Raw genomic sequence first — 24,336 nt, 5'->3', positions numbered from 1 at the left:
ATTGCCTGCACGGAGGAACCGGGACGGGCCAGAATCCCCATCCACCGACCGATGCCTGTGGATGACGCTTGGGAAAATGAAGAAGTGCGTTGTGACCTGCAATGATGGGAGTTCTTCACGCTTCCAGCACGCACAATTCACTGATGAACCACGTAGCAGTTGTCACCCCCGCAGCACGTCAGCGGTTGGCTAGCGACTGATGCCGAGCGCCGACAGCACCACTGCGTCGATGTAGCGGTGTATGAAGGCGGCATCTACCTCCACGTCCTCCAGCAGACATCGGGTGACCACGGCGCCGAGCGTCATGTGCAGCAGGAGGTTGGCTGCAGGCACGTCAGCTTCTATCTCCTCGCGGCTGGCGGCTCGCCCCAGCAGCTGCCGCACTCCGGTGAGCTCGGGCTCAATCATGTGCTGGCGCATGGTCTCCGCGAGGTCGGGATTAATGGCGGAGGCATGGGCCAAACCCCGGATCAGCGGTACATCCACGGCCGAGCCGTCGCCGATGCGATCGGCGAGCTCGTGCAGGTCGCCGGTGAGCGAACCGGTGTCGATGTTCTCGACTTGGACTTCCTTCGTGCGCTTGAGCGCGGTCGCGACCAGCTTCTGCTTGCTCCTCCATCGGCGGTAGAGGGTCGCTTTGCTGCAGCGGGTGCGGACGGCGACCGCGTCCATCGTCAGGGCGTCGTACCCTACGTCGCGCAGCAGGTCGATCACTGCGCCGTACAGCTCCTGTTCCCGTTCGGGCGTCATTCGAGTACGGCGCGCCGGTGCGCTTGAGTCCGCGGTCACTTCCGTACTCCGTCTCTCGCCCCTGCGAAACTGCTTCGCATCCAATCCGACAAGGTGGCGTTGCCCGCCGAAACTGATGCGTTTCGAGGGGTTGGTCTCGACCACTCGGTCGCAGCTTCTGTGACTCGTGTGCGCAGTTTCTATACCGACCATGTTGAGGAGGGGCTAGCACACAGCCCGAGTGTTTTACTCCTCTAGCCCTCGCGCATGGCAGACGCCGTGGGCCTTGCCCAGGCCTACCAGCGCTGCGGGTAAACGGCCTTGACGCAAGCGCCGCTGCGGGCGGGAGGTCTCAGCGGGGCAGCGGGACAGCCACGGGTTCCGCCTGTCCGTCCCATCTCACCCAGACCTCGCCTGGGAGTGGGTGTCCGAATGTGGGAACCATCAGGAACTGCACCGACTCGCCGGGCCGTACCGTTGCGTTCTCCGGCACATTGCGCACGATCGCCGTCGCCCGGTTGCGGTCCAGATGCACTCCGGTAGCCGTCTCCGCACCCCCGTTGCGCAGCAAGTAGGCGTGCTTCCCCCGGCGCTGCAGGTCCCATCCCACCGCAGGACGGCCCGACAACTCAGGCGTCGCGAGCGGTTGCGGAGGCGTCGTAGCGTTCTGCGCCTGCGCGAGCAGTTTCAGAGACTTGGCCAGGCCCTCTTCCACAGCGATTGCTCTGCGCTCGGCCGCCTCGACCTGTGCCTGACCGGCGATGTTTGCTTCCTCGGCAATTTCCGCTTGCCTCTGCGCGTCGCGGCGCGTGAGGAGAGAGATCAGCATGGTGATCACGATGCCGACCCAGGTGGCGATGTTTCCAGCTTGCATGGCTACCACGGCGGGAGGGGCATCCCGCCTTCCTTCTTGCTGTTACTGATTTTCAAAGCACAGTCGTGCGGTGACGGGCTGTCTGCCGTCAGCCCGTCGTGGCTTCTCCTGCCGTGGTGAAGCGGGCCACGGCCGAACGGCTGGAAGTGCCGTCAGGCCCAGGCGACGGCGTCCTCGATGGGCACGCGGGGCAGCCGCGGGAACCACGGGTCGGCACCGGGGTGACCGATGTTGACCACCAGATGCGAACACCAGCTGGTACCGGCGAAGAACTCCTCGTCCACGCCGGCTTTGTCGAAGCCCGCCATGGGACCGGCCGCGAGCCCCGCCGCACGTACCGCGAGCAGGAAGACCCCGGTCTGCAGTGCCGCGCTGTAGGCCGCGAGGCTCTCGCGCGTCTCGACCTGGTGGGCGAACGCCGCTCGCAGCATGTCGCCGCGGGCCGGGAAGACGGTCGGCATCTGCTCGTGGAAGTCGACGTCGTACGCCAGGACCGCCACGGCCGGCGCGCTGAGCGTCTTGGCCCTGTTGCCCTCCTCGAGATGCCGAACCAGTCGCTCCTTGCCCTCGCGGGTGCGCACGAAGAGCACGCGCAGAGGCTGACTGTTGGCAGCGCTCGGCGACCAGCGGGCGAGTTCCCAGATCATGGCGAGTTCGTCGTCGTAGACGGCCTTTGCGGCGAAGGTGTTCGCGGTGCGGGCCTCGGTGAACAGCAGCTTTCGCCCGGTGTCGTCCAGGACATCGAGGGCCTGCGGTTCGCGGTCGGTCATGCTCACGGTTTCTCTCTTACGTGGATGTGCGGATGGTGTGGCGCCGAGCGGGATCTCCGCCCGGCACCACTCGGGGGAAACAGGGTTTGCGGAGCCGAGCGGGGCACAGAATCCCGGTGCTGTCGCTCGCCTGGGCTTGTGGGCCCCTTGCCGACGGTCATGTGTGGTGCGTTGACCGCCTGCTCCGTTCGGCGCCCAACCGGGCGAAGAAGTCGATGAGTTCGGGGTTGTCGAGTGCCGCGGGGTTGAGGACCTGTGCGGCGGGGGCACCCTGGAGCAGGCGTTTGACGGGAACCTCGAGTTTCTTGCCGGTCTTGGTGTGCGGGATGGCCGGCACGGCGAGGATCTCGTCGGGGACATGGCGGGGTGAGGCGCCGGTACGGATCGCTTGGCGGATCCGGTCGCGCAGGGCGCCGTCCAGGGTGACGCCGAGGGCGGGGACGACGAACAAGGGCATCCAGTAGCCGCCGTCGGGTTCCTCCGCACCGATGACGAGGGCCTCGGTGATCTCGGGGAGGCGTTCGACGATGTCGTGGATGTCGGCACTGCCCAGGCGCACACCGTTGCGGTTGAGGGTGGCATCGGAGCGGCCGTGGACGATCACCGAGCCGTGAGAGGTGAGGGTGATCCAGTCGCCGTGCCGCCACACGCCCGGGTAGGAGGCGAAGTAGGCGTCGCGGTAGCGGCTGCCGTCGGGGTCGTTCCAGAAGTACAGCGGCATGGACGGCATGGGGCGGGTGACGACCAGTTCGCCGACCTGATCCAAGACCGGCCGTCCCGCGCCGTCGTACGCCGCCAGTGCCACGCCGAGGTTGGGGGCGGACAGCTCTCCCGCCCAGACGGGGGTCGTGGGGGCGCTGCCGGCGAAGCCGGAGACGACGTCGGTGCCGCCGCTGGTCGAGGCCAGCTGGATGCCGGACCCCACATTGTCACGGACCCAGGGGTAGGCGGAGGCGGGCAAGGTGGAGCCGGTACAGCCGATGACACGGATGGCCGACAGGTCGTGCACGGAGGGTTCGATGCCCAGCTTGGCCATGGCCAGCAGGTACTGGGGGCTGGTGCCGAAGACGGTGACCTTGTGGCGGGCCGCCAGCTCCCACAGGATGTCCGGGCGCTCGATCGGCGCTGGGCTGCCGTCGTAGGTGCAGGTGGCGGCACCGGTCAGCAGGGTGGAGACGACCAGGTTCCACATCATCCAGTGGGTGGTGGTGTACCACAGCAGGCGGTCCCCGACGCCCAGATCGCTGTGCAGGCCGAGGGTCTTGAGGTGCTCGAGCAGGATGCCGCCCTGCCCGTGGACGATGCCCTTGGGCAGGCCGGTGGTGCCGGAGGAGAAGACGACCCACAAGGGGTGGTCGAACGGCACCGGGGCGATGGTGAGGTATTCGGTGCGGGTGGCCGCGTCCTCCCAGGGAACCGTCAGCGCCGAGTGCCCGCCCTTGGCCCACGCGAGGTCCACGTGGTCCACGAGCACCGTGGCCTTCAGCGTGGGCAGGGCGCGCGCCAGTTCGAGCGAGGAGGCGCGGCGGTCGTGAGTGGTGCCGTTGAAGAGGTAGCCGTCCGCGGTGATGAGCACCGTCGGTTCGAGCTGGGCGAAGCGGTCGGCGGCGGCCTTGGGTGCGTAGTCCTGGCCGCACACCGACCACACTGCGCCCAGGGCGGCGGTGGCGAGGAAGGCGATGACGGCGTGGGGGGTGTTGGGCAGGTAGCCCACCACCCGGTCGCCCTGTCCGACGCCCAGATCGCGCAGAGTGGCCGCGACGGAGGCGACCTGGGCGCGCAGCTGCCGGCCCGTGATCTCGTAGGAGGCGCCGGTCTCGTCCAGCGCGGTGATCGCGGGGGCGTCCGGGTGCAGGTTGCGCAACGCGTGGTGGGCGTAGTTGAGGGTGGCGCCGGCAAACCAGCGGGCTCCGGGCATGGTCTCCTGGGCCAGTACCCGCTCGTACGAGGTTGTCGCATCGATGGCGAAGTACTCCCACACCGCGGCCCAGAACCCTTCCAGATCGGTGACGGACCAGCGGTACAGCGCCTGGTAGTCGGTCGGGTCGGGGGCGCCTTCGACGCTCCGGTGCCGGGCGGCCCACCGGGCGAAGTCCGCGATGCGGCTGTTCGCGGCCGCCTGCGGGTCGGGCGCGAGGAAGGGCTCCGGATACGGCGCGGGGTGCGGGGCGGTCATGGTGTGGTGCTCCTCGGCGAGGGGACGGACCGGGCATGGGCGGGACGATGGGCCGTGCGCAGCAGCGGTGCCCAGGCGGCGGTGCCGGTGAATTCGCCGGTGCCGGCGGGGACGGTGTCCATCACAACGCGGTCGGGGCGCAGCAGGACGGCGTCCGCCCGGCCGCGTGCCAGCCAGGCGGCCACGGTGCCGTCGTCGCCCAGGTCCTCGACGCCGATCACGGGTGCGCCCAGCGCCGCGGCCACGGCCGTCACCTGCGGGGTGGGCGGCACGGTGCTCAGGACGGCGAAGGAGTCCCCCAGGACGTCATCGAGGCGCACCCGCCTGCCGTCGACGCTCACCCAGGGCTGGGGGCAGAAGGTGCCGGCCAGCACGCGGCCGACCAGCCGGGGGCGGCATCGCACCAGCGGGCCCGCGGTCAGGGCGGGGCTGAGGTCGCGGCTCACCGTCGCGGTCACGCCGGGGATGCGGCAGGCTGCGCCCACCAGGGCCCGGCGCAGCGCCGCGGCACGGTCCTGTCCGCCGGTCATGGCCCAGCCGACAGCGACCGCGAGGCGGATCACGTGGCGTGCGTGCGGTTTGCGTTCGCGCTCGTAGGTGTCCAGCAGTTCCTCGTCTGCGCCCCGTTTCAGGACCTGGGCGAGTTTCCAGGTCAGGTTGTGGGCGTCGCGCAGGCCGGCACACAGGCCCTGCCCGATGAAGGGCGGGGTGAGGTGGGCTGCGTCGCCGAGCAGGAAGATGCGACCCCTGCGCCACCGGTCGGCGAGGCGGGCTCGGAAGGTGTACTGCGCCTGCCGGATCACCTCGAAGTCGTCGCCCGAGGCGTTACGCGGCAGGTCCACCCAGGGGGCGACCAGGTTGCGCAGGCGCTCCAGCCCGTCCGGGCCGTCCAGGCGCTCGTCCTCGGGCAGCCGGAACTCCCAGCGGTAGCGGTCTTCGCCGACGCGCATGAAGGTGGCCGGCCGGGTCGGGCAGCAGATCTGCTCGACGCCTTCCCAGGTGCGCACCCGGCGGCTGGTGCGCACGTCGATGACCCTCCAGCTCTCCTCGAAGCGCAGGTCCTCCCATACGGCGCCGATGGCGTCGCGGGTGAGGCTGCCCGCACCGTCGCAGCCGAGGACGGCATCGGCCCACACGTGCTCCTCCTCGTCGCTGCCGTCGCGGCGGAAGGTGACCCGGACCGGACCCGTCGAACCGGTTGTTCCGTCGGTGTCCTGGGTGACGGACACGACTTCCACCCCGCCTTGCAGCTCGCATTCCGGGCGGCGCGCCAGGGCGTCGCGCAGGAGGTGTTCCAGCTCGGGTTGGTCGAACATGCTGGTCTGGGGGAAGCCGTGGTGTCCGTGCGGGGACCGCGGGAATTCGCCGATCAGGCGGTGCCGGGCGTCCAGTAGCCGCAGCCCGCGGGCCGTGCGGGCGCGGGCGGCGAACTCCTCGTGGATGCCGGCGCTTTGCAGGATCCGGCGGATCTCGTCGTCCATGGCGACGGCGCGCGGCAGGGGGTAGATGTCCTGGTGGCGTTCCAGGATGAGGCTGCGCACGCCGTGCCGGGCGAGCAGGAGCGCGGCCGTGACTCCCACGGGTCCTGCGCCGATGATCACCACCGGTCTCCTGGATGCGGCGCTCATGGGGTGTCCGTCACAGGGGTCCGCTGCTCGCCGAGGTCGATCCGCCCGTCCGGGGTGGCGATGGTGGCGGTGATGAGGTCACCGTTGCGCAGGTAATGGGGGTTCTTGGCCTGGCTGTTGAAGAAGGCCTTCCATTTCAGTGCGGGCGGCAGCAGCGCGGCGATCTTCTCGACCGGCTTGGGCGGGGCCTTCAGGGCGGTGCCCCCGGGCGTGCCGGTGAGCAGCAGGTCGCCCGCATCGAGGGTCTGGAAGCGGGCGAGCAGGGTGAGCGCTTGGGCGGGCCGTACGATCATGTCGGCGAGCGTGCGGTCCTGGCGCGGCTCGCCGTTGACCGACAGCCGCAGCCGCAGGTTGAGCAGATGGGCGAAGTCCTCGGGCTCCAGCAGGACGAGGTAGGGCCCGGTCGGGGTGAAGGTCGGGTAGGACTTGCTCTCGTAGAACTGGGTCTTGGTCAGCTGGACGTCGCGGGCGCTGACGTCGTTGGTCAGGACGAGCCCGGCGACGTAGTGCGGCAGGTCCCGCTCCTCGACGACCGTGCCCACCGGCAGAGGGGCGCCCATGACGAGGCCGAGTTCCACCTCGTAGTCGAGGAACTTCACGTGCGCGGGGCGCACGATCGTGTCGTGCGGGCCGCTGACCGAGCCGGACGCCTTGCGGAAGAAGGTGGGCGGGATCTCGCCGGTGAAGCCCGAATCGCGGGCGTGGCTGCGGTAGTTGACCATCTGGGCGACGACCCGGCAGGGGGTGGTGACCGGAGGCAGGGCCAGCAGGTCGGTGACGGGCGTGCCGCTCTCGGCCGAGGCGGCGGCCTCGCGGACCGCGGCCCGGTCGGCGAGCAGTTCGGCGGTGGTGACCGCCTTGGACTCGATACGGACGGCGCGCTCGTCCCGGACGACCCACCAGCCGTCGGTGGTGCGCAGAACGTTGGTGCTCATGAGTTCATCGCTTTCATCAGGCCCAGCAGGCGTGCGGGGTCGAGTTCGTTGTCGCCGCGCAGGGCCGACATGACCTCGCGGAGCTTGGCGGGGGACGGGTTGGTGCCCAGGAAGTCCCGGGTGACCGGCGGGCCCCACTGGGCCAGGCCGCTCGCCGACATCGGCGCCCAGCCGGGCTCGAGGTCGCAGGAGAACAGGTCGCCGTCGGCGAAGTGCTCCAGCATGAAGCGGTCGGGGTCGCGCCAGTAGTCGAACAGCTGACTGCCCTGGATGTGCCGGCCGATCCCCCAGCTGCGCTGGTAGCCGCGCTCGGCCAGGTACTCACCGCCGGCGGCGATCGCGTCGAGGTCGGTGACCTGGTAGGCGGAGTGGACGTAGCCGGTGCCGGGCCCCAGGTGCATGGCCAGTGTGTGGTGGTCCACGGCCGTGCTGCCCTGGTCGCAGCGGATGAACGCCATGGTCGGCCCGCGCCCGCGCTGCCCGTCCAGGAACAGGAAGTCGGACACGATCAGCCCGAGGGTGTCCAGGTACCAGTCCAGGGCCCGCAGGAACACGCGTGTCTCGAGCACCACGTGACCGAGCCGCTGGATACGCGAGGGCTCGCGGGGCGGTCGCTGGGTGGCGTTCGTGCGGCGGTGTTCGGTGCCGACATTGAGGATCAGCGGCTGCTGCTCGGACAGAGCGGGCAGCTGTTCGGCGCAGTGCACGACCCGGACCGGGAGGCCCGAGGGATCGAGCAGGGCGAGGGACTGCCCGCCACCGGGGACGTCGATGTCCTGGACGGTATTGCCGGTGGCGCGGGCCAGCCGGTCCAGGTCGCCGCGCTCGGCCGCGCGGAAGGCCGGCCCGATGAAGCGGGACGCACGTCCGCGCCGGATGACCATGCACGGTGAGCCCGCGAACGTGCCGCGCAGCCACAGTTCCCGCTCGGTGCGGGCGGCGATCGCGAACCCGAAGTCACGGGCGAACACCTCGGCCCGGTCCAGGTCCGGCTTTTCGAACTCCAGCCAGGCCAGATCCGCCACCTTGATCACGGGATTCCGGGCCCGTCCGGGGTGCTCGCCGCGCAGGGCGCCCTGCTCGCTGTGGAGATCTTGGTGGGGCGTCTGGGGAGCGGCCCTGTTAACGGGGGTTCGAGACATGGTGCCCTCCAAGCAACACTGCTGTAATGAGGAAATCATCAACTTTGCTGATCCTCATCGTCAATAGGGCGACCCTAGATTATTGATAATCTCATCAGTAATGCCAGACTCATCGCGACGGTTGTTACACTCGCTGTATGCCGACGTCAGCCCCGCCCAAGAACCGCTTCGAGCGGCGCCGTGCCGAGACCCGTCAGGCGCTCGTGCGTGCGGCCCGGCAGATCCTCGCGGAGACCGGGGACACCAGCGCCAGCATCCAGGTGATCGCCGAGCGCGCGGACGTGGGTTTCGGCTCCTTCTACAACCACTTCGCGTCGAAGACGGAGCTGTTCGACGCCGCGGTGACGGACGCCTTGGAGGAGTTCGGCCAGGTCATCGACGAGCGGGTAAAAGGGATCGACGACCCGGCCGAGCTCGTCGCGGCGGGCTTCCGGCTCACGGCCCGGATGGCCGACTCCCACCCGGAACTGATGCGGATCCTGCGTGATCGCGGTCTGGCCTACATTCACTCCGACCGAGGACTTTCCCCGCGGGCCCTGCGCGATCTGGAGCGCGGCATCGCCTCAGGCCGCTTCTCCAGCGCCGACCCGACCACGGCTCTGTCCGCCCTGGGCGGCACCCTGCTGTCCCTCGTGGCGCTGAGGCTGTCTCGCCCCGACCTCGACGGCGACGAGACCGCCTCCGACCTGGCCGAGATGGTTCTGCGCATGCTCGGCGTCCCCCCGGACGACGCCCGTGAGGTCACCCGGCGCCCCTTGCCCGGCCTCAGCTGACTCCGAGTCGGGCCAGCAGGCTGGCCCGGCTACGCCGTGCCACGGGACCCTCGATGCCGGGGCCACAGGAGACGGAAGACCCGGGTGTCTCGGGACGCGAGCCGCGTCGCCGTGCGGCGCTCAGCGTGGGGAACGACGAGCGTGGGGGCCCACGAGCCGGAAGGGCTCTCCTGCCAGGTCGGCAAGCAGGACTCCCGACTGCCCGTTGCACAGCCAGTGCACCTCGACCCGCCATGTGACGTCTTCTGGCGTACTGAGCTTCGAGTGGACGATGAAGCGCTCGGGGTCAAGATGCGAAACCGTGTACGGGAAATCAGGTACGCCGGCGGCCGGTCTCGGCAGGGGCGTCGGGTCGCTGAGGTTCACCTCGAACGTGCGCACCCTCTGCGGTGCCATCGGTGCCGGCCTCGGTGGTTCACCGATCAAGCCAATGTCGGGGGGAGCAGACCGTGATTCCACTCGCACGCGTAACTCACGGAGGATCACGGCGCGATCGGCGGTGGCCTCGACAAACAGGCTCACCGTTGCGCCTGACAGAGCTACCCAGTTGCGGGAGTCCGGGCGCGCTGTCGGGCTTCGGGGCTGTGGGCCGATGTGCCCGCTCAAGATGCCGGTCTGTGCAGCGCGCACGGTCAAAGGGGCTAACGGTGTCGAGGCCAGCAGTGCATGACGGCCACCGGTGATCGCTTTGTCGGCGCCGCGGCTCACGAGCCCGCTGAGAGCGGAGGCGAGCCCGGCGAGGACCGCTGCCACGACCCACTTCCCCACTCCTGGCATGGCGACAGCGGTGATGACGGCCGCAAGCAGCAGGGCGATTACTCCAGCCCGCACGATGAGTCGACGAGAGCGCACCGTATCCCCTCCCCAGCCGCCTGCGATGCCTCACGATGCCCGACCCTCGTAGCACGGACTCCGGGGCGCTGTCGATCGAAGGGGCTGACAACAGGGCGGAAACGCCACGCCTTACACGGGATCACCATACGGCAGGGCGGGAGCGGGTCTTCGCTATGTCCTTGGGTGCGGTTCACGGGCAGGGAAGCGACAGACTGTGGGCGCCGGTGCTCCCTGCAGCGCCGGCGCCCACTCACCCCTGCCCGAGGTGGTCTTGATGAACTTTCTGTTCAGGTATCAGGGGACGAGGATGAGGCGGATCGGGTCGCCGATCTTGTTCTCGAGCCGGTGGATGGCGTCGGCGGCCTCGGCGAGCGGGATGTGGTCGGTGATGGAGGGGGCCAGGTCGAGACGGCCGTTGGACGCCAGCTGCACCAGCTCGGTGACGGACTCGGGGAAGCCGCCGTAGTGACCGCGCACCTGCTTACACAGGTAGTTGAAGGTCAGGCCTTCGGTGATGGTGAGCGGCTTGGGCGCGATGCCGACCAGGATGAGGGAGCCGCCCAGGCCGAGCACGGAGGCGGCCTGCTCGCGGACGGCGGGCACGCCGGCGCAGTCGAAGGCGAAGTCCAGGCCGCGTCCGCTGGTGGCGGCGCGTACCTGGTCGGCGAAGTCGGGGGCGGCCGGATCCAGAGCGAAGTCCGCGCCGAAGGCCAGAGCGCGTTCCCTGGCGCTGGGCAGCGGGTCGACGGCGATGATCGGCGCGGCGCCGACCAGGCGGGCGAGGCGCACGTTGTGCGCGCCCACTCCGCCCACGCCCCACACGCCGACGGACTGGGCGGGACGGACGCCTGCGGTGGCGACGACGGCGGCGTAGGGGGTGGAGACCGCGTCGGGGATGATCGCGGCCTGGTCGAAGGGGAGGCTGTCGGGGATGGGGATGAGGGTGTCCTCGCGGGCGAGGGTGTACTGGGCCCAGCCGCCGTCGTAGTCGATGCCGGCGGTGAGCATCTGGGTGCAGGGGCGGCGGCGCACGCAGCCGGCGCACTGGCCGCAGGTCTTGCCGGCCTCCAAGGTGACGCGGGTGCCGACGGTCAGACCGCGCTTGAGGTCGGGGCCGAGCGTGTGGATCACACCGGAGACCTCGTGGCCGACGGTGACCGTGTCGGAGGTGGCGAACAGCGGGACGAGAGAGCCGTCGATCAGGTGGACGTCGGACAGGCAGACGCCTGCGGCCTTCACCTCGATGAGGACCTCGCCCGGACCGGGCACGGGGACGGGGACCTCCTCCACAAGGAACTTCTTGCTGTCCAGGTGGAAGCGTCCGGCGAGCATGGTGTCCATGGGGATCTGCTTTCTGTGAGCGGCACTCCGCGCGGTTCGGGCCGATGGGTGCCGTGTGGTGTCTGGCTGGCTTGTGGTGGCCGGGAGGCGTGCGGGGTGGCAGGACTGCGCCGCACGCCTCCCGGCGTCCGGGGGTCAGGCGAAGACGTCCTGCTGGTAGCGCTCGTCGGCCTCGAGCTGGGCGAGCCACTGCTGGGCGGCCTCGTCGTCGCTGCCGGTGTGCTGGCGGTAGATGGCCGCGAGGGCTTCGCGCACAGCGGGCGCCATGCGGCGGCCGTCACCGCAGACGTAGATGTACGCGCCGTCTTCGATGGCCTGCCACACCGTGTCGGCGGCGCCTGCGATGGCGTTCTGCACGAACCGGGCGGGGTGGCCGGTCACCGCGGAGAAGGCGGTGTGGACCTGGGCGATCCCGGCCTGCTCCCAGTCCTGCATCTCCTGGCGGTAGAAGTAGTCGTGCTCGGGGTGGCGGCAGCCGACGAACACCTGCGACAGGCCGACCTGGGTGCCGTTCGCCTGCTGCCAGGCCCGCTCCTCCAGGAAGCCGCGCAGCGGCGCGATGCCGGTGCCGGGGCCGATGAGGATCAGCGGGGTGGTGGGGTCGGCCGGCGGGGCGAAGGTCGGGGAGGGCACGCGCACGTAGCCGTAGACGACGTCTCCGGGCTGAAGGCGTGTGATGTAGGAGGAGCACACGCCGCGGTACTGGCAGTCGCCGGACAGGGCGGGGCCTTCCAGCAGGCCGACGGTCAGGCGCACATGGCGCGGGTTGGCCAGTGGGGCGGAGGAGATGGAGTAGAAGCGGGGACGGATCGGGCCCGTCATCTCCAGGAAGACCGCCAGCGGTAGTTCGACGGCGGGGAAGCGCTCCAGGAGGCCCAGCACCGAGACGCGCTTGCCGAGGATCTCCTTTTGGTAGCGCTCTTCGGCTTCCTCGGTGTCGGCGGTGTAGGCCTGCAGCTGCGGCCGGGTCCACGGGCACTGGGTGTGCTCGGCCAGGATGCGCACTTGGGTGCGGGTGGCCACGTCCTGCAGCTCCAGGAACTCGGTGAACAGCAGGCCGGCGGTGACGGGCGTGCCCACCGGCAGGTGCGTGCGGCCGCCGCCGGGCTGGTCGAGCCGGAGGACCTGGTCGCGGTCGACGGCGAGCCGTGCCAGCGCACGGTTGACCAGGGACGGCTCGTTCTTGGCGAAGACGGCGAGGTGGTTGCCGGTCTCGTAGGTGACGCCCTCGGGCAGCTCGATGGTGATGGACTTCGCGGACGGGCGCGGCGGCTCGATCTGGAAGTCCCACAGTCCGGTCGCGTCGGCCACGAGTTCCTCGTTGGCGACCACGGTCAGGGGGTAGGCCTGCTCGGAGACGATGGCGGGGCGCACGTCCGCCTCGGTCAGCAGCTGCACCTGGTAGCGCGGCGCGCCGTCGTCGGAGGTGTCGGCGGCGTACTCCTCGGCCAGGGTGGCCCACAGGGTGTCCATCCAGCGGGTGGCCATGCCGTCGAAGTCGCCGGCGGCGTCCGCGATGCCGCGCTCGATGACGGGGGTGGCTCCGGCGGCCAGCAGGGCGGCCTCGATCCGCTTGGGGAAGGCCTGGTAGGTCGCCACCCACTGGGTGTTGCCGGCGCCCAGCAGTGCGAGCCGCACATTTGCCAGTGAGCCCTCGCTCAGCCCGGTCGCGATCAGGTCGTCGAAGCGCTGGGCGTTGTCGGGTGCCTTGCCGTTGTAGCTGGCGGCGATGACGACCAGCAGGCCCTCGGTGGGCAGGTTGTCGCCCAGCTCGTCCAGGCTCATCAGCGTGGTGCCGAATCCGGAGCGCTCGCTGCGGTCGGCGATGGTGCGCGCCAGGTCCTCGCACGAGCCCAGGCTGGAGCCGTAGGCGACGGTCAGGTTCACCCCGACACCGCTGACCGCTGTCTGCGCCTGCGTGTCGTCGGTCTGCAGGTCGGCGGCGCCAAAGACGGTCCGCTGGTGCTCCTGACGTTTGCGGACGACCAGCTGGAAGTCGCCGGGCTTGCGCGTCAGCGCCTCGCGGACGTCCATCTTGTAGTCGGTGGTGTCGGAGAACCTGAACTTCTGCAGCACCAGCGCCAGCGCCAGACGGGCCTCGGTCAGTGCGAACTGGCGGCCGATGCAGGCACGCACCCCGTTGCCGAACGGCTTGTAGGCGTGCGGGTGCTGCTCGGCGCGGTTCTCCGGCAGCCACCGGTCGATGTCGAACTCCTCCGGCCGCTCCCACGCCTTGGAGTGGGAGTGCAGGGCGCCCATGAGGATGTTGGCCCTGGTTCCCTTCTTCAGCTCGTACCGGTCGCCGATGACGGTGTCGTCGATGGGCGCCTTTGCGATCAGCGGGATGGGAGCCCACAGGCGCAGGGTCTCCTCCAAGATCCGTGGGATCACGTCGAGCTGCATGATCGTGTCGTAGTCCGGGACCGTGTCACCGGGCATGAGGCGGTCGACCTCGGCGTACGCCTGCGCCAGGACATGCGGGTTACGCATCAGCGAGTACGTGGCGAACGACAACAGACCACTGGTGGTCTCGTGACCGGCGATCAGGAAGGTCACCACCTGGTCGCGGACGTTGTCGTCCCCCAGCAGCCTGCCGGTCTCCGGGTCGGTGGCCTCCAGCATCAGGCCGAGCAGGTCCTCCTCGCCGGTACCCTTCCCCTCACGGCGCTCCTTGATCACACTCTCGACCAAGTCCTGCATCAGCTGGATGTTCTCGCGGTACTTCCTGTCGTCCGCCTTACGGAGCTTGGTCATCATCGGCAGTTCCTGGGAGCGCCGCATCGACTCGATCAGCGCCTCCAGCAGTGCGTTGAGGAAGGGGTGCAGCTCCTCCTTGTCGAAGGAGTGGAAGCGGTAGCCGAAACCGGACAGAGCGATGGTGTCCAGAGTGAGCCGGGTGTAGTCGTCGGTAATGGCGACCGGCTGGCCCTCCCGGCTCTCCCACTTGCCGACCAGGTTCTGGGCGATCTCCAGCATCTGACCGAAGTAGGTCTTCATGGCCCGCTGGCTGAAGGCCGGCAGGAGGATCCGGTGGGCCATGGCCCATTCCTCTTCGTGCTGGTGGGCCGTGAACAGGCCCGCACCCGTGTAGTCCCGCACGTGGCTGAGCGGCGTCTTCTCGATCTGCTTGAAGAACCGCGTCTCGTCGCAGACCTCGGCCACCAGGTCCGGGTCGTAGACGAAGACCTGCTCGATGCCGGCGATGTCCATGCCGTAGATGCCCTCGGGGAACCGCTTGGACAGCTCGTTGAAGTACTCCACCGGGTTGGTGTCGGGGATCTGCGGCGTGTTGCCGAGGAGGGGAACCCCACGCGGGGACCGTATGGGGCGAAGGTCGTTCGCGGAGTGGGTGGCCATGGCTTGCTCCTTTGTGCGGAGAGGGGATGGGCAAGGGCGCCGGTCTATGCCGCGGTGCACCACAGAAACATACGCCGTATGGAAGTAATAACATACGCCGTATGGAAAGTCGAGCGCCCTTCGGCCGCACGATCACCTGAAGTCGCCACCTGCGATTAAGACTTTCCGTACGCCGTATGCGGCTGGTACCGTACACGGTATGGAAAAGGCGAAGCGGCCCCCGCGGGGGACCAGAAAAAGGGACGTGCCTCTGACCGAGGCGGGGATCTATGCCGCCGCCCTGCAGCTCATCGACGCGGACGGGGTCGAGGCGCTCACCATGCGCAAACTCGCGACCGTGCTGGATGCGAACCCGATGTCGCTGTACCACCACGTGCCGAACAAGGACGCCCTGCTGCGCGGCGTCGCGAGAATGGTCGGCGCCCAGTTCCGCACCGTGACGCTGGAGGACTCTCCCTGGCAGGAGCGCATCCGCCTGCTCGCCACGGATTTCCGGACGCTGGCGCACCGTCACCCCAAGCTGATGGCCTACTCGTTCAGCCAGCCGGACTTCATCCAGCCCGAAGACCCCTTCTGGACTGCGCTCACCGCGACACTGGACTCCGCTGGGGTGCCACACGCAGAGGTCCCGCAGATCGCCGCTGTCATGTGCGCTGTCGTCATCGGCGTCCTCACCGCCGAACTCAACGGCGCGCTCCACCAGTGGTCGAACCTCACGCCCACCGCCCCCGCTGCCGGCGAAAACGGGCCCACGGAGACAGGCCCTGACGAGAACCGTATGTTCCGCCTGGTGCTGGACACGATCATCACGGGCCTGGAAAGCCGGCTCACCGCCGATCGTGACGGCCAGCGCGCCGGTCGTTGAGTCCGCAGTCCTGAGGCGACCTGCCCCCCTTCAGGCAAGCCCGTGGTCGGGCGAGCTCAGGCGTCGGCGCATAAGGAGGCATCCATCACAGCCGGAGAGGCCGTCTCGATGCGGCCGCTGCAGATGCGCGGTGTGCTGCGGCTGGGCCGGGCGATCGATCTGTGGCCCAAGACAGCGCTCAGTGTCCTGCTCGCGATGGCCGTGCCAAGTCTGCTGCTGCTGGCCGTGGGGCGCGTCGACCTGATGGTGTACACCGTCGGCGGATCCGCGTGCGCGCTCTACGGGCACAGCCTGCCCTACGCTGCCCGCGCCCGCCCCCTGGCCTGTGTGGTGCTCGGTATGGTCGTAAGCAACGGGGTGGGGCTGGCGACTGCGGCCGCCACCAGCAGCACCGCGGTCCGGGTCGCTGTGGCAGCCCTCCTTGCTGCTGCTCACAAGGTTGTGTGCGACGCCACCCGGATCGGGCCGCCGGGCAACGTCGTCTTCACGTTCGTCGCCGCCGGCTGCGCCTTCCTTCCGCAGCACTTCGCCACATCCCCGGCCACCTCGCGCTCACTCTTGCCGCGGGGTTGCTCGCCTGGATGGTGTGCATGGCCCCCGGCCTCGTCCGGTCCCAGGAACCGCAGCGTCTGGCGGTGGCCAGGGCCCTGAACGCTGCCGCGCAGCTCGCTCGCACTCCAAACGACGACCCCGCCCACGCCTCCGCCTGCCGAGCCGCGGCCGCGGCCTGGCGCACGATGTCGCTGGTACACACCCACTCCCCCGAGCGCCAGACCCTGGCACTGCTGCTGACCCGCGCCGAAACCGGCAGCACCGACCCCCGGGAGCTCGCCCGCTGGGCGAGACTCCTGCGCAAAACCACGCCGCTGCCGAATCTCCTTTCGCCCCGCCCGGAAGACAATCAGCTCACCGACGCCGGCGCCGCATTGAGCGCGGACTGGAGCAGACCGTGCCGCGGCGGCCCGCTGAATCGGTATCACGTCCGCCTGCCCAGCGCCCTCCGACCCGGTTCGCACCTGCTGCTCCTCAGCGCCCGGGTCGCGGTCGGCTGCGCCCTGGCCGGCTGGGCGTCCATGGCATTGGGCGTCGGCCGCCCCTACTGGGCCGTGGTTGCTGCCGCCTCGATCTTCCAGTCCAACCTGGCCCCCACCTGGCGACGCGCCCTCAACCGGGTCTTCGGCAACGTCGTCGGCCTCGCATTGTTCGCCGCCCTGCTGCCGATCACCCGCACCGGATCACTCGACCTCGTACTGGCTGTCCTGTTCTTCCAGGTCGCCACCGAGGCGACGATCAGCCGCGGCTACTGGCTCGGCCAGATCTGCATCGTCCAGATGTCTTTGCTGATGCCCCAGTTCGCGCATGTGCAGTCGGCCGGCGAGTTGCTCACGGACCGAGCCCTTGACACCCTCACGGGCTGCGCGCTCGGGCTGCTCGTTGCTATCGCGATCGCTGACCGCCGAGCCGTGGAGCGCGCCGAGAGCGCTCTGGCGGCGGTGGACGCATCCCATGCGGCCGCCGCGTGGTTGATGGCCCAACCGTCCGCCCCCGACCTCGCCGATCTCGTCCATGCCCGCTGCCGTCTGGCGAGCGCCTTGGCCGAGTTGCACGAAGCCGCCGAGGTAGCCTCCGGCGAGTGGCGGCAACGCGCCCCGCCCCAAGAGCGCATCGCTGCCGCCGAGCACGAGAGCCGCCAGATGCTGACCCTTCTGGCGACGTCACTTTCCGCGGGTCAACGTCGATGAGCAGCGATGCTGCTGGGGACCGCGAAGGTTCCCGCGGCGCAGGAGGCGGTGACTCCCGAAGAGACAGTTCCTAGGTGGCCCACCGATGAGACGAGTGTGTCGACCCGGCGGCGACCTACCCCCCTTCAGCCTCACTTCACTGTTACCGCAAGGGTGAGTCGGCGATGGACGTCAGCGCGGACTCGGCGACAATGACGATCTGGCTGATGTCGAAGCCCTCCATGTCGGCGCGAAATTCGGGGCTGGACAGGTACGCCTCCATCCGCTCCTGCACATCGTCGGCGTCTTGGTAGGAGACGAGGGCGTACAGCTGGGGCGCTTCCCTGCCGGGGGCCACCGGCACCGTCCAGACACCGTGTGTGGTGATCCGATGTTTGGCCAGACCGGGAATGTGCTTGGCCCAAATGCTCTCGTAGGCGACGAGCGCCTCAGGGCTGCGCAGTGTGTAGACACGAAGCTGGTACTGGGACATGAAAACTCGTTCCTCGTCTTCGCGAGCACGGATGTCAGTGGTCGGGGCGCGGCGCAGTGGAGGCCGTGTCCGGTCCCTCCGTCCGGCGACGGCGGGACGAAGGGGCGTGCAACGGGCGGCACGCACAGCGCAGGGCGCGGCGGAGGCCGGCGATTGGGACGCGAGCCGCACACGGCTGCCGGGATAAGTACGTCCATTCGCCCGGTAGTTGGGGGGACCTTCTCAGCCTTCCGTGAGCAGATTCGCCAGTTCGGTGTCCCACTCGATGCGCCTGGATTCGGTGCCCTGCGGCACCAGAGCCTGTGTGTGCTGCAGGAAGGTCTTGACATCCCGCATGGGAACTTCGAGCAAGGCGGTACCCGCGGAAGACGTGAGGGCGATGTACATCGCTTGGGCACCATGGCCGACGGCCGACCAGATCCGGACGTCTCCTTCGCCTGCGCAACCCTTCAGGCCATCGGCCAGAAGGTCACGCCCCAGGACCCATTCCACCGGCTCGTCATCGCTGTCGGCGGTGAAAAAGGCGGCATGGACGACATAGGGATCACTGGGCTCGCACCGCAGACGCATTCGCATGCACAGCGAGTAGTTGCGCTCGATGATGAGCTGCACGGCCATCCCCTGTACCAGGGTCCTCAAAGACTTCATTGGCTTTCACTCCAAGGCGCCTCTGCCTCGGCTGTGCCACGTCGCCGGACCGCGCTGGCCGGCAGTGGGGAGGCATCGAAGAGAGGCGTTACAGCAGGGTCCGGGCGCTGGGCGGCATCTGCGGACTGCAAGATTTGTGGCGTCGCAGCGGTTGGGCGATGCGGTCTGCGGCATACGGTGGGCGTCCGCAGGCAGGCGTGAGGGGACAGGCCCTCACCAGGCCGGTTGCCTGGGCGGCGGGCAGGGACCACTGGTCCGTGCTGGAGGTCGCCTCCCTGCCGCCGGCGGGCGTCACGGCGATGCGTGCGGCCTGGGCCCATGGGTACAAGCGGCGCCTGGCTCACCAGTCACCGTGGTTGCGGTCGTGGTGGTACCAGTTCCGGCCGTCGTGCTCGTAGCGGTTCCAGTCGTACCGGTGGTGGGGCCTGTCGGACTTCCAGTCGCATTCCTTGTCGTCCCAGCGGTAGGAGTGACCATCGCGGCCGTGCCAGGCCGAATCGGTGGCGCTGTCGTCGTGATGCCAGCCGCGGATGCGGTCCCAGGAGTAGCCCTCCTCATGCAGGTATCCGACACCGTGGTCCCAGCGGTAGTCGGTGGCCTTGGCGCTGACAGCCGGACGCTGGGCGTGCGTGGTCACAGGAGTCGCGGCCGAAGCGGCGCCGCCCGCACCGAGAACGGCAACACCCGCGACCACCACGGAGCAAGCAGTGGCAGAGATCAGCTTCGTGAGCTTCTTCATGGTCTTTCCTTTCCAGATTGGTGCGGTCTGCACCATCGGCGCTGTGCAGGCGATGTGATGCGTCTGGAACTGGCCGAGCAAGCTTTTCCATACGCCGTATGGAAGCTCTCTCCCAGTAGTACCATACGACGTATGGAAATGTCGAGAGCATCCCGCCGAAGAAGGTCTGGGGTCACAGCGATCCGCCGCCCGCTCGGCGTGCCACGCAAGGACGAGCCGCCGACACTGTCACCGGCACGGTCACACCTGATGACGCGATCAGTTTTGGTGGTATTGGCGATGAAACGGTCTTATCTGATAATTTCATCAGAAATGGGGCAAACGTCGCCGGCTGTCGCGCCCCCGTAAGCCGCTCAACCAGCGACGAGGGCGCTCGCAGCATCGCTCGCCCGGGGCGGCCAGTACCGCCCGAGGGTTCTCAGCCCCTGGCCTTCACCGTCCACCACGGCTACACATCGGGCCGCCGCGCCCCATGCCGACGCTTTGTCACCCCCCGCACCGATGGGATCAACACCGCGATGACGAACACCGACCACATGCCACTCGCCGAGCCTGCCAGCTCTAGCGAGATACCCGTCGATTCCGGTGGCACCGGCAGGGCGTACAGGTTCGACGGTCTGGCAGCCGCCGTGCTCGACAACCGAGGCTCGGTGGTGCGGTGGAGCAGGGCGGCAGAGGACCTGACGGGGGTTACCGCCGAGGAGGTCTGCGGCCACCCTGTGCTGGAACTGGTGGCCGACCTCCCCGACGATCTGCGCAGTGCCACGCAGATGCCGGCATCCGGTCGGGTACGGCTGCTGCACCAGTGCGGCAACATCATCGATGTCACTTTCCGGGCCATCGAGGTGGACGACGCGGAGGAGTTCCTCGTCCTCGCGGCGCCTACCCACCACGTCGCCGACCACGAGCAGGGCGCAGCGCTCCTGCGCGCGCTGTCCTCACAGAACCGGATCACGATCGCTCTGCACGACATGGATCTCGCCACTGTGCAAACCAACGCCACGCCGGGCACTTTCGACGACCGTCCAGTACAGCCCGGCACTCGGCTGTGCGACGTGCTGTGCGCCGAGGACGCCGAGACCCTCGAGGCGGTGTTGCGCCAGGTGCTCGAGACGGGTGCCCCGGTGGTCCGCCAGAAGCAGCAAGTGAGCTGGCGGCACGATCCGGCGCGGCGTCACGCCCTGTGTTTGTCCGCCTTCCGTCTGGAGGACGCGCGAGGACGCCCGACGGGGGTCGCAGCCCTGTACATCGACAGCACCGACGCGCTGCGCGCCCGCCGTAATCTGGATCTCGCCCGCGAGGTGGCCGAGCAGGTGGGAAAGTCCCTGGATGTCGTACGCACCGCGCAAGACCTTGCGGACGTACTCGTACCCGCGTTCGGGGATCTCGCCGCAGTCGTCCTTGCGCAGTCCGTGTTCGACGGGGACAAACCACCCAAGCAGTTGGGCGGTGGAGATCTCCATCTGCGCACTGCGGCCCTGGCGCCGACCACCGCCGCATGGCCGGCCGGGAGCAGGTGCGGCGCCCCCGTCCCACCACTGTCCGACCACCCCCTCCTACGCAGTTCCCAACACGGCAAGACCGTCGTCTATGGCCGTGACGACTTCATCGCCCTGATGGGCGGCCCACAACCGGCCGAGTCCGTTCTCCCGAAAGACGCCCATGCGGTGATGGTGGCGCCGCTGTACGCGCGCGGCCTCACCCTCGGCCACATCGTGGTCTGGCGCACCGGCCGATCCGACCCCTTCACCGAGGACGAGACAGATCTCATGACACAGATCGCCTCACGGGGCGCGCTCGCCATCGACAACGCCCGCCGCTACACACGCGAGCACAGAGCGGCCGTGGCACTGCAGCAGCGCCTCCTTCCCCCGGCCACGACCGACACTCCGGCAGCCGAGACTGCCGGCGTCTACCTGCCCGCAGGCGGCGGGGCGGACATCAGCGGCGACTGGTACGACGCCATTGCTCTGCCCTCTCTCCGGCTGGCCCTGGTCGCCGGAGACGTGGTCGGCCACGGCATGCCTGCAAGTGCCACCCTGGGCCGCCTGCGCGCCGCCATCCAGACGCTCGCGGACCTCGAAATGGAGCCGGACGAGTTGCTCACCCGGATCGCAGACCTGGTCCAGCGCCTTGCAGCCGAAGCCCCACCCGGCGACCACGACAGCATCGGCGCCACCTGCCTGTACGCGGTCTACGACCCGGTCACCCAGCGCTGCACCCTGGCCAGTGCCGGGCACCCTCCACCCGTCCTGCTCCGGCCCGACGGGACCGCCGAAGTCGTCCCTATCTCGCCCGGGCCACCACTGTCCGTCAGCGGCATGCCGTACGAGACCACCACGATCGACCTCGAGCCGGGCAGCATCCTCGCCCTCTACACCGACGGCCTGGTCGAACGGGGCGGCCGTGACATCGACCAGGGGTTTCGGCGTCTGACGGATGCCCTCGCCGCGTCCTGCCGTCCGGACCGTGCGCTGGACGAAACCGGCCGGGCCCTCCTCGCTCACCTGGTGGACCAAGCGCCGCGTGACGACGCGACCCTGCTGCTGGCACGCACCCGCGCCATACCGGCCGAGGACACCGCTCACTGGGAGATCCCGGCCGATCCTGCCGCCGTCTCCAAGGCCCGAGAATGGGCAACCCGCCAACTCACCGCGTGGGGGCTGGACGACCTCCTCTTCGCCACCGAACTCATCGTCAGCGAACTGGTCACCAACGCCATCCGCTACGGTCGTCCGCCGTCGCAGCTGCGCCTGATCCGCCACAACGTCCTGGTCTGCGAAGTCACCGACTCCAGCAGCACCCAGCCCCGCCTGCGGCGGGCCCGCACCACCGACGAGGGAGGACGCGGCCTGTTCCTCGTCGCTCAACTCGCCGCGCGCTGGGGCTGCCGCCACGGCCAGAATTGCAAGACGATCTGGTGCGAACAGCTCATCGAGTGTCCCCCCTGATCACGCTCAGAGCTCGACACGACGTTCACCTGCGCGCTGACACCCGTTCGCGGGCTGCTTCCGACCGTGTCTTCTCCGTGATCGCTTGTGCGCGTCCGACTTCCTGCAGAGTTCTTGACCATCGTGGAACCTACAGAAAGTCCCAGGTCGGGAATCCGACGGACGCCTTCTCGCTCAGCTCGGCCCACACCGTCTTGCCTTGTCGGGCGTGGCGTGTTCCCCAGCGCTCGGCGATGTGGGCGACCAGGAGCAGGCCCCGGCCTCCCTCGTCGAAGGTGCGGGCCCGGCGCAGGTGAGGAGTAGTGCTACTGGTGTCGGAGACCTCGCACACAAGGGCACGGTCGTGGATCAGGCGCAGCCGTATGGGAGGGCGACCGTAGCGTATGGCGTTGGTGACCAGCTCACTGACCGTCAGTTCGGTGGTGAACTCGAGCTCCTCCAGGCCCCAACTGCGCAACTGCTGGGCGACGTTCGATCGGGCACGGGACACGGAGACGGGGTCGGCATCCACGTCCCAGCTGGCAACTTGCCGAGCTCCAAGGGCGTGGGTGCGGGCCAAGAGCAGGGCGACATCGTCCTGCGGTCGATCAGCCGGTAGCAAAGCTCCAAGCACGGTGTCGCACGTGGCTTGCAGGGAGGCAGCAGGCTGGGCGAGGGCTTGGCGGAGCAGGGCGACACCCGCGTCGATGTCGTGGTCGCGGGCTTCGATCAGGCCATCGGTGTACAGGGCAAGGAGGCTGCCTTCGGGTAGGTCGAACTCTGCCGCCTCGAAAGGCAGGCCGCCCAGACCCAGCGGCGGTCCGGGGGGCAGGTCGAGGAGGTCGGCGGTTCCGTCCCGGCTCACCAGGGCCGGCAACACGTGCCCCGCGCGGGCGAGGGCGCACTGGCGGGAAACGGGGTCGTAGACGGCGTACAGACAGGTGGCGCCGATGTCCCCGGCCGCTTCGACGGTCGGGTCTGCGGAGGCTTCGGCCGACAGACGGATGACCACGTCGTCCAGGTGCGTGAGGAGTTCGTCGGGCGGCAGGTCAATGTCGGCCAGCGTGCGGACGGCGGTCCGCAGCCGCCCCATGGTGGCGGCGGCATGGATGCCGTGTCCGACCACGTCACCCACCACCAGGGCGACGCGAGCCCCGGACAACGGGATAACGTCGTACCAATCGCCGCCCACGCCGGCCTGGCCCCCCGCAGGCAGGTAGCGGTAGGCAATCTCCACAGCCGACTGCTCCGCGGTGTGCTGCGGGAGCAGGCTGCGCTGCAGGGTAAGGGCGGTGGCACGCGCGTGCGTGTAGCGGCGGGCGTTGTCCACGGCCACCGCCGCCCTGGCGGCGATCTCCTGGGCAAGAAGCAGGTCCTCGTCGTCGAAGAGGTCGGGATTGCGGTGCCGAATGAACTGCGCGACGCCCAGCGTGGAGTCCCGCGCCCGCAGGGGCACCACCAGCGTCGAGTGGGCCACCAGTTGGTCACCGCCGACGACATCACGGGGCGCTGCCGGGCCCACGTGCCGGGAGGGCTGACCGGTGATCAGGGCGCGAGCCGGTGGCGAACCCTCCGGAGGGATGTGGAGCTGCTGCGGCCGGATCGTCGATGCCGGGTCGCCCTCCACCACCGACCGCTGGGCGACCCGCCTCAACGTCACAGGGCCCTCCACCGGGGTGTCGTTTCCGTGCAGCACGGAATCGAGCAGATCAACAGTGACAAGGTCAGCGAAACGCCCGATGGCGAGGTCCGCCAGTTCTTGCGCGGTGCGGGCGATGTCCAGCGTGGTGCCGATGCGCATGCCCGCCTCGATCACCATCGACAGCCGCCACTGCAGTCGCCGGTCCCGCTCCCCCTGGTAGACCACCACGCCCTGCTCCGACATGCGGTCGACGTAACCGGTCATCGTCACGATCAGCTTGCGCGCCGCTGCGCTGAGCAAGTCGGCATCGTCGGTCAGCCGGGGCATCTCTTCGAGTAGCCGGTCGACGATGACACCCTGCCCGAGCCGGAAGGCCCGCAGTATCACGCTCAGCGGCGTCCGGTGGCGAGCAAGCCGACCCGCGCGGTCAGCGTCGGCCATCGGCGTTTCGATCCGGCCCGGCTCGATGCCGTCCGCCAGGCCGGCCAAGGCCGCGAGAACGTGCTCGGCGACATTCTCCGCCGTCATGCGGGCGATGTCCGGGTCTTCCCACACCTCAGGAACCCCACGCTGCAAGGACCGCTCCACATCATGGATCAGCTGGTCTGCTCGCAGGCTGACCTCACGCGCAGCACGGGACACAAGACTGTCCGCAGTGAAGCCCACAAAAACGACGTTACGCCGCACCGGCGTGCAGAGCCCGTCTCTCACTCGTTCCGGGCCTGTGCGAGCAGTTGGG

Annotated in this window: 19 protein-coding genes; 5 read left to right on the top strand and 14 right to left on the bottom strand. The window is 69.0% G+C overall.

Annotated features, from left to right (window positions below; translation table 11 throughout):
* Positions 1-189 precede the first annotated feature (189 nt).
* From ACQEXA_RS55685 to ACQEXA_RS55655, 7 genes are all read right to left on the bottom strand, one after another.
* Complete coding sequence (locus ACQEXA_RS55685) at positions 190-750, bottom strand: TetR/AcrR family transcriptional regulator (protein ID WP_433134809.1); 561 nt, start codon at positions 748-750, stop codon at positions 190-192.
* A 331-nt stretch (positions 751-1,081) separates the two neighbouring features.
* Positions 1,082-1,603 (bottom strand): hypothetical protein, encoded by a 522-nt coding sequence (locus ACQEXA_RS55680; RefSeq protein ID WP_359404251.1) that lies wholly within the window; start codon positions 1,601-1,603, stop codon positions 1,082-1,084.
* Between the two features lie 152 nt (positions 1,604-1,755).
* Positions 1,756-2,373, bottom strand: coding sequence for a malonic semialdehyde reductase (locus ACQEXA_RS55675; protein WP_433134062.1), 618 nt, complete (start codon positions 2,371-2,373; stop codon positions 1,756-1,758).
* A gap of 157 nt (positions 2,374-2,530) precedes the next feature.
* Positions 2,531-4,549, bottom strand: a complete 2,019-nt coding sequence (locus ACQEXA_RS55670; protein WP_433134060.1) for an acetoacetate--CoA ligase — start codon at positions 4,547-4,549, stop codon at positions 2,531-2,533.
* A complete protein-coding gene (locus ACQEXA_RS55665) occupies positions 4,546-6,177 on the bottom strand; it encodes a bifunctional 3-(3-hydroxy-phenyl)propionate/3-hydroxycinnamic acid hydroxylase (protein WP_433134058.1) in 1,632 nt (543 codons plus the stop codon). Before ACQEXA_RS55665 ends, ACQEXA_RS55670 begins: the two co-directional genes overlap by 4 nt.
* Complete coding sequence (locus ACQEXA_RS55660; protein ID WP_433134056.1) at positions 6,174-7,112, bottom strand: fumarylacetoacetate hydrolase family protein; 939 nt, start codon at positions 7,110-7,112, stop codon at positions 6,174-6,176. Before ACQEXA_RS55660 ends, ACQEXA_RS55665 begins: the two co-directional genes overlap by 4 nt.
* Complete coding sequence (locus ACQEXA_RS55655; RefSeq protein WP_433134054.1) at positions 7,109-8,254, bottom strand: VOC family protein; 1,146 nt, start codon at positions 8,252-8,254, stop codon at positions 7,109-7,111. The genes ACQEXA_RS55660 and ACQEXA_RS55655 overlap by 4 nt, the downstream gene beginning before the upstream one ends.
* A gap of 137 nt (positions 8,255-8,391) precedes the next feature.
* Between ACQEXA_RS55655 and ACQEXA_RS55650 the strand changes: the two genes are divergently transcribed.
* A complete protein-coding gene (locus ACQEXA_RS55650) occupies positions 8,392-9,027 on the top strand; it encodes a TetR/AcrR family transcriptional regulator (protein ID WP_433134051.1) in 636 nt (211 codons plus the stop codon).
* Between the two features lie 120 nt (positions 9,028-9,147).
* Here ACQEXA_RS55650 and ACQEXA_RS55645 read toward each other — a convergent pair whose 3' ends face one another.
* The 3 genes from ACQEXA_RS55645 to ACQEXA_RS55635 form a co-directional block, all read right to left on the bottom strand.
* Positions 9,148-9,780 (bottom strand): hypothetical protein, encoded by a 633-nt coding sequence (locus ACQEXA_RS55645; RefSeq protein WP_433134048.1) that lies wholly within the window; start codon positions 9,778-9,780, stop codon positions 9,148-9,150.
* Between the two features lie 375 nt (positions 9,781-10,155).
* Entirely contained in the window at positions 10,156-11,202 is a 1,047-nt protein-coding gene (locus tag ACQEXA_RS55640; RefSeq protein ID WP_433134045.1) for a zinc-binding dehydrogenase, read from the bottom strand.
* A 135-nt stretch (positions 11,203-11,337) separates the two neighbouring features.
* Positions 11,338-14,559 carry a bifunctional cytochrome P450/NADPH--P450 reductase gene (locus tag ACQEXA_RS55635; RefSeq protein ID WP_433134043.1) on the bottom strand — a complete coding sequence of 1,074 codons (3,222 nt, stop codon included), beginning with the start codon at positions 14,557-14,559 and terminating at the stop codon, positions 11,338-11,340.
* Between the two features lie 244 nt (positions 14,560-14,803).
* Here ACQEXA_RS55635 and ACQEXA_RS55630 point away from each other — a divergent pair, with 244 nt between their 5' ends.
* From ACQEXA_RS55630 to ACQEXA_RS55620, 3 genes are all read left to right on the top strand, one after another.
* A complete protein-coding gene (locus tag ACQEXA_RS55630; protein ID WP_433134040.1) occupies positions 14,804-15,424 on the top strand; it encodes a TetR/AcrR family transcriptional regulator in 621 nt (206 codons plus the stop codon).
* A gap of 108 nt (positions 15,425-15,532) precedes the next feature.
* Positions 15,533-16,075, top strand: coding sequence for a hypothetical protein (locus ACQEXA_RS55625; RefSeq protein ID WP_433134038.1), 543 nt, complete (start codon positions 15,533-15,535; stop codon positions 16,073-16,075).
* Entirely contained in the window at positions 16,060-17,166 is a 1,107-nt protein-coding gene (locus ACQEXA_RS55620; protein ID WP_433134036.1) for an FUSC family protein, read from the top strand. Before ACQEXA_RS55625 ends, ACQEXA_RS55620 begins: the two co-directional genes overlap by 16 nt.
* Before the next feature lie 142 nt (positions 17,167-17,308).
* On the opposite strand, the gene ACQEXA_RS55615 is transcribed toward ACQEXA_RS55620, so the two are convergent.
* The 3 genes from ACQEXA_RS55615 to ACQEXA_RS55605 form a co-directional block, all read right to left on the bottom strand.
* Positions 17,309-17,638 carry an NIPSNAP family protein gene (locus ACQEXA_RS55615; RefSeq protein ID WP_433134033.1) on the bottom strand — a complete coding sequence of 110 codons (330 nt, stop codon included), beginning with the start codon at positions 17,636-17,638 and terminating at the stop codon, positions 17,309-17,311.
* A 222-nt stretch (positions 17,639-17,860) separates the two neighbouring features.
* Positions 17,861-18,256 (bottom strand): SsgA family sporulation/cell division regulator, encoded by a 396-nt coding sequence (locus tag ACQEXA_RS55610; protein WP_433134031.1) that lies wholly within the window; start codon positions 18,254-18,256, stop codon positions 17,861-17,863.
* A 370-nt stretch (positions 18,257-18,626) separates the two neighbouring features.
* On the bottom strand, positions 18,627-19,025 hold the full coding sequence (locus ACQEXA_RS55605) for a hypothetical protein (protein WP_433134028.1): 399 nt from the start codon (positions 19,023-19,025) through the stop codon (positions 18,627-18,629).
* Positions 19,026-19,543: 518 nt separating this feature from the next.
* On the opposite strand from ACQEXA_RS55605, the gene ACQEXA_RS55600 reads away from it, so the two are divergent.
* Entirely contained in the window at positions 19,544-21,976 is a 2,433-nt protein-coding gene (locus ACQEXA_RS55600) for a SpoIIE family protein phosphatase (RefSeq protein ID WP_433134025.1), read from the top strand.
* A 130-nt stretch (positions 21,977-22,106) separates the two neighbouring features.
* On the opposite strand, the gene ACQEXA_RS55595 is transcribed toward ACQEXA_RS55600, so the two are convergent.
* On the bottom strand, positions 22,107-24,263 hold the full coding sequence (locus tag ACQEXA_RS55595; RefSeq protein WP_433134023.1) for an ATP-binding SpoIIE family protein phosphatase: 2,157 nt from the start codon (positions 24,261-24,263) through the stop codon (positions 22,107-22,109).
* Between the last annotated feature and the right edge of the window lie 73 nt (positions 24,264-24,336).

Origin of the sequence: Streptomyces sp. CA-106110, assembly GCF_050936285.1 — a bacterium.
In the GTDB taxonomy this organism is placed as follows: domain Bacteria; phylum Actinomycetota; class Actinomycetes; order Streptomycetales; family Streptomycetaceae; genus Streptomyces.
The sequence above is the reverse complement of the archived record's forward strand: the minus strand, read 5'-3'. Positions and strand labels throughout refer to the sequence as shown.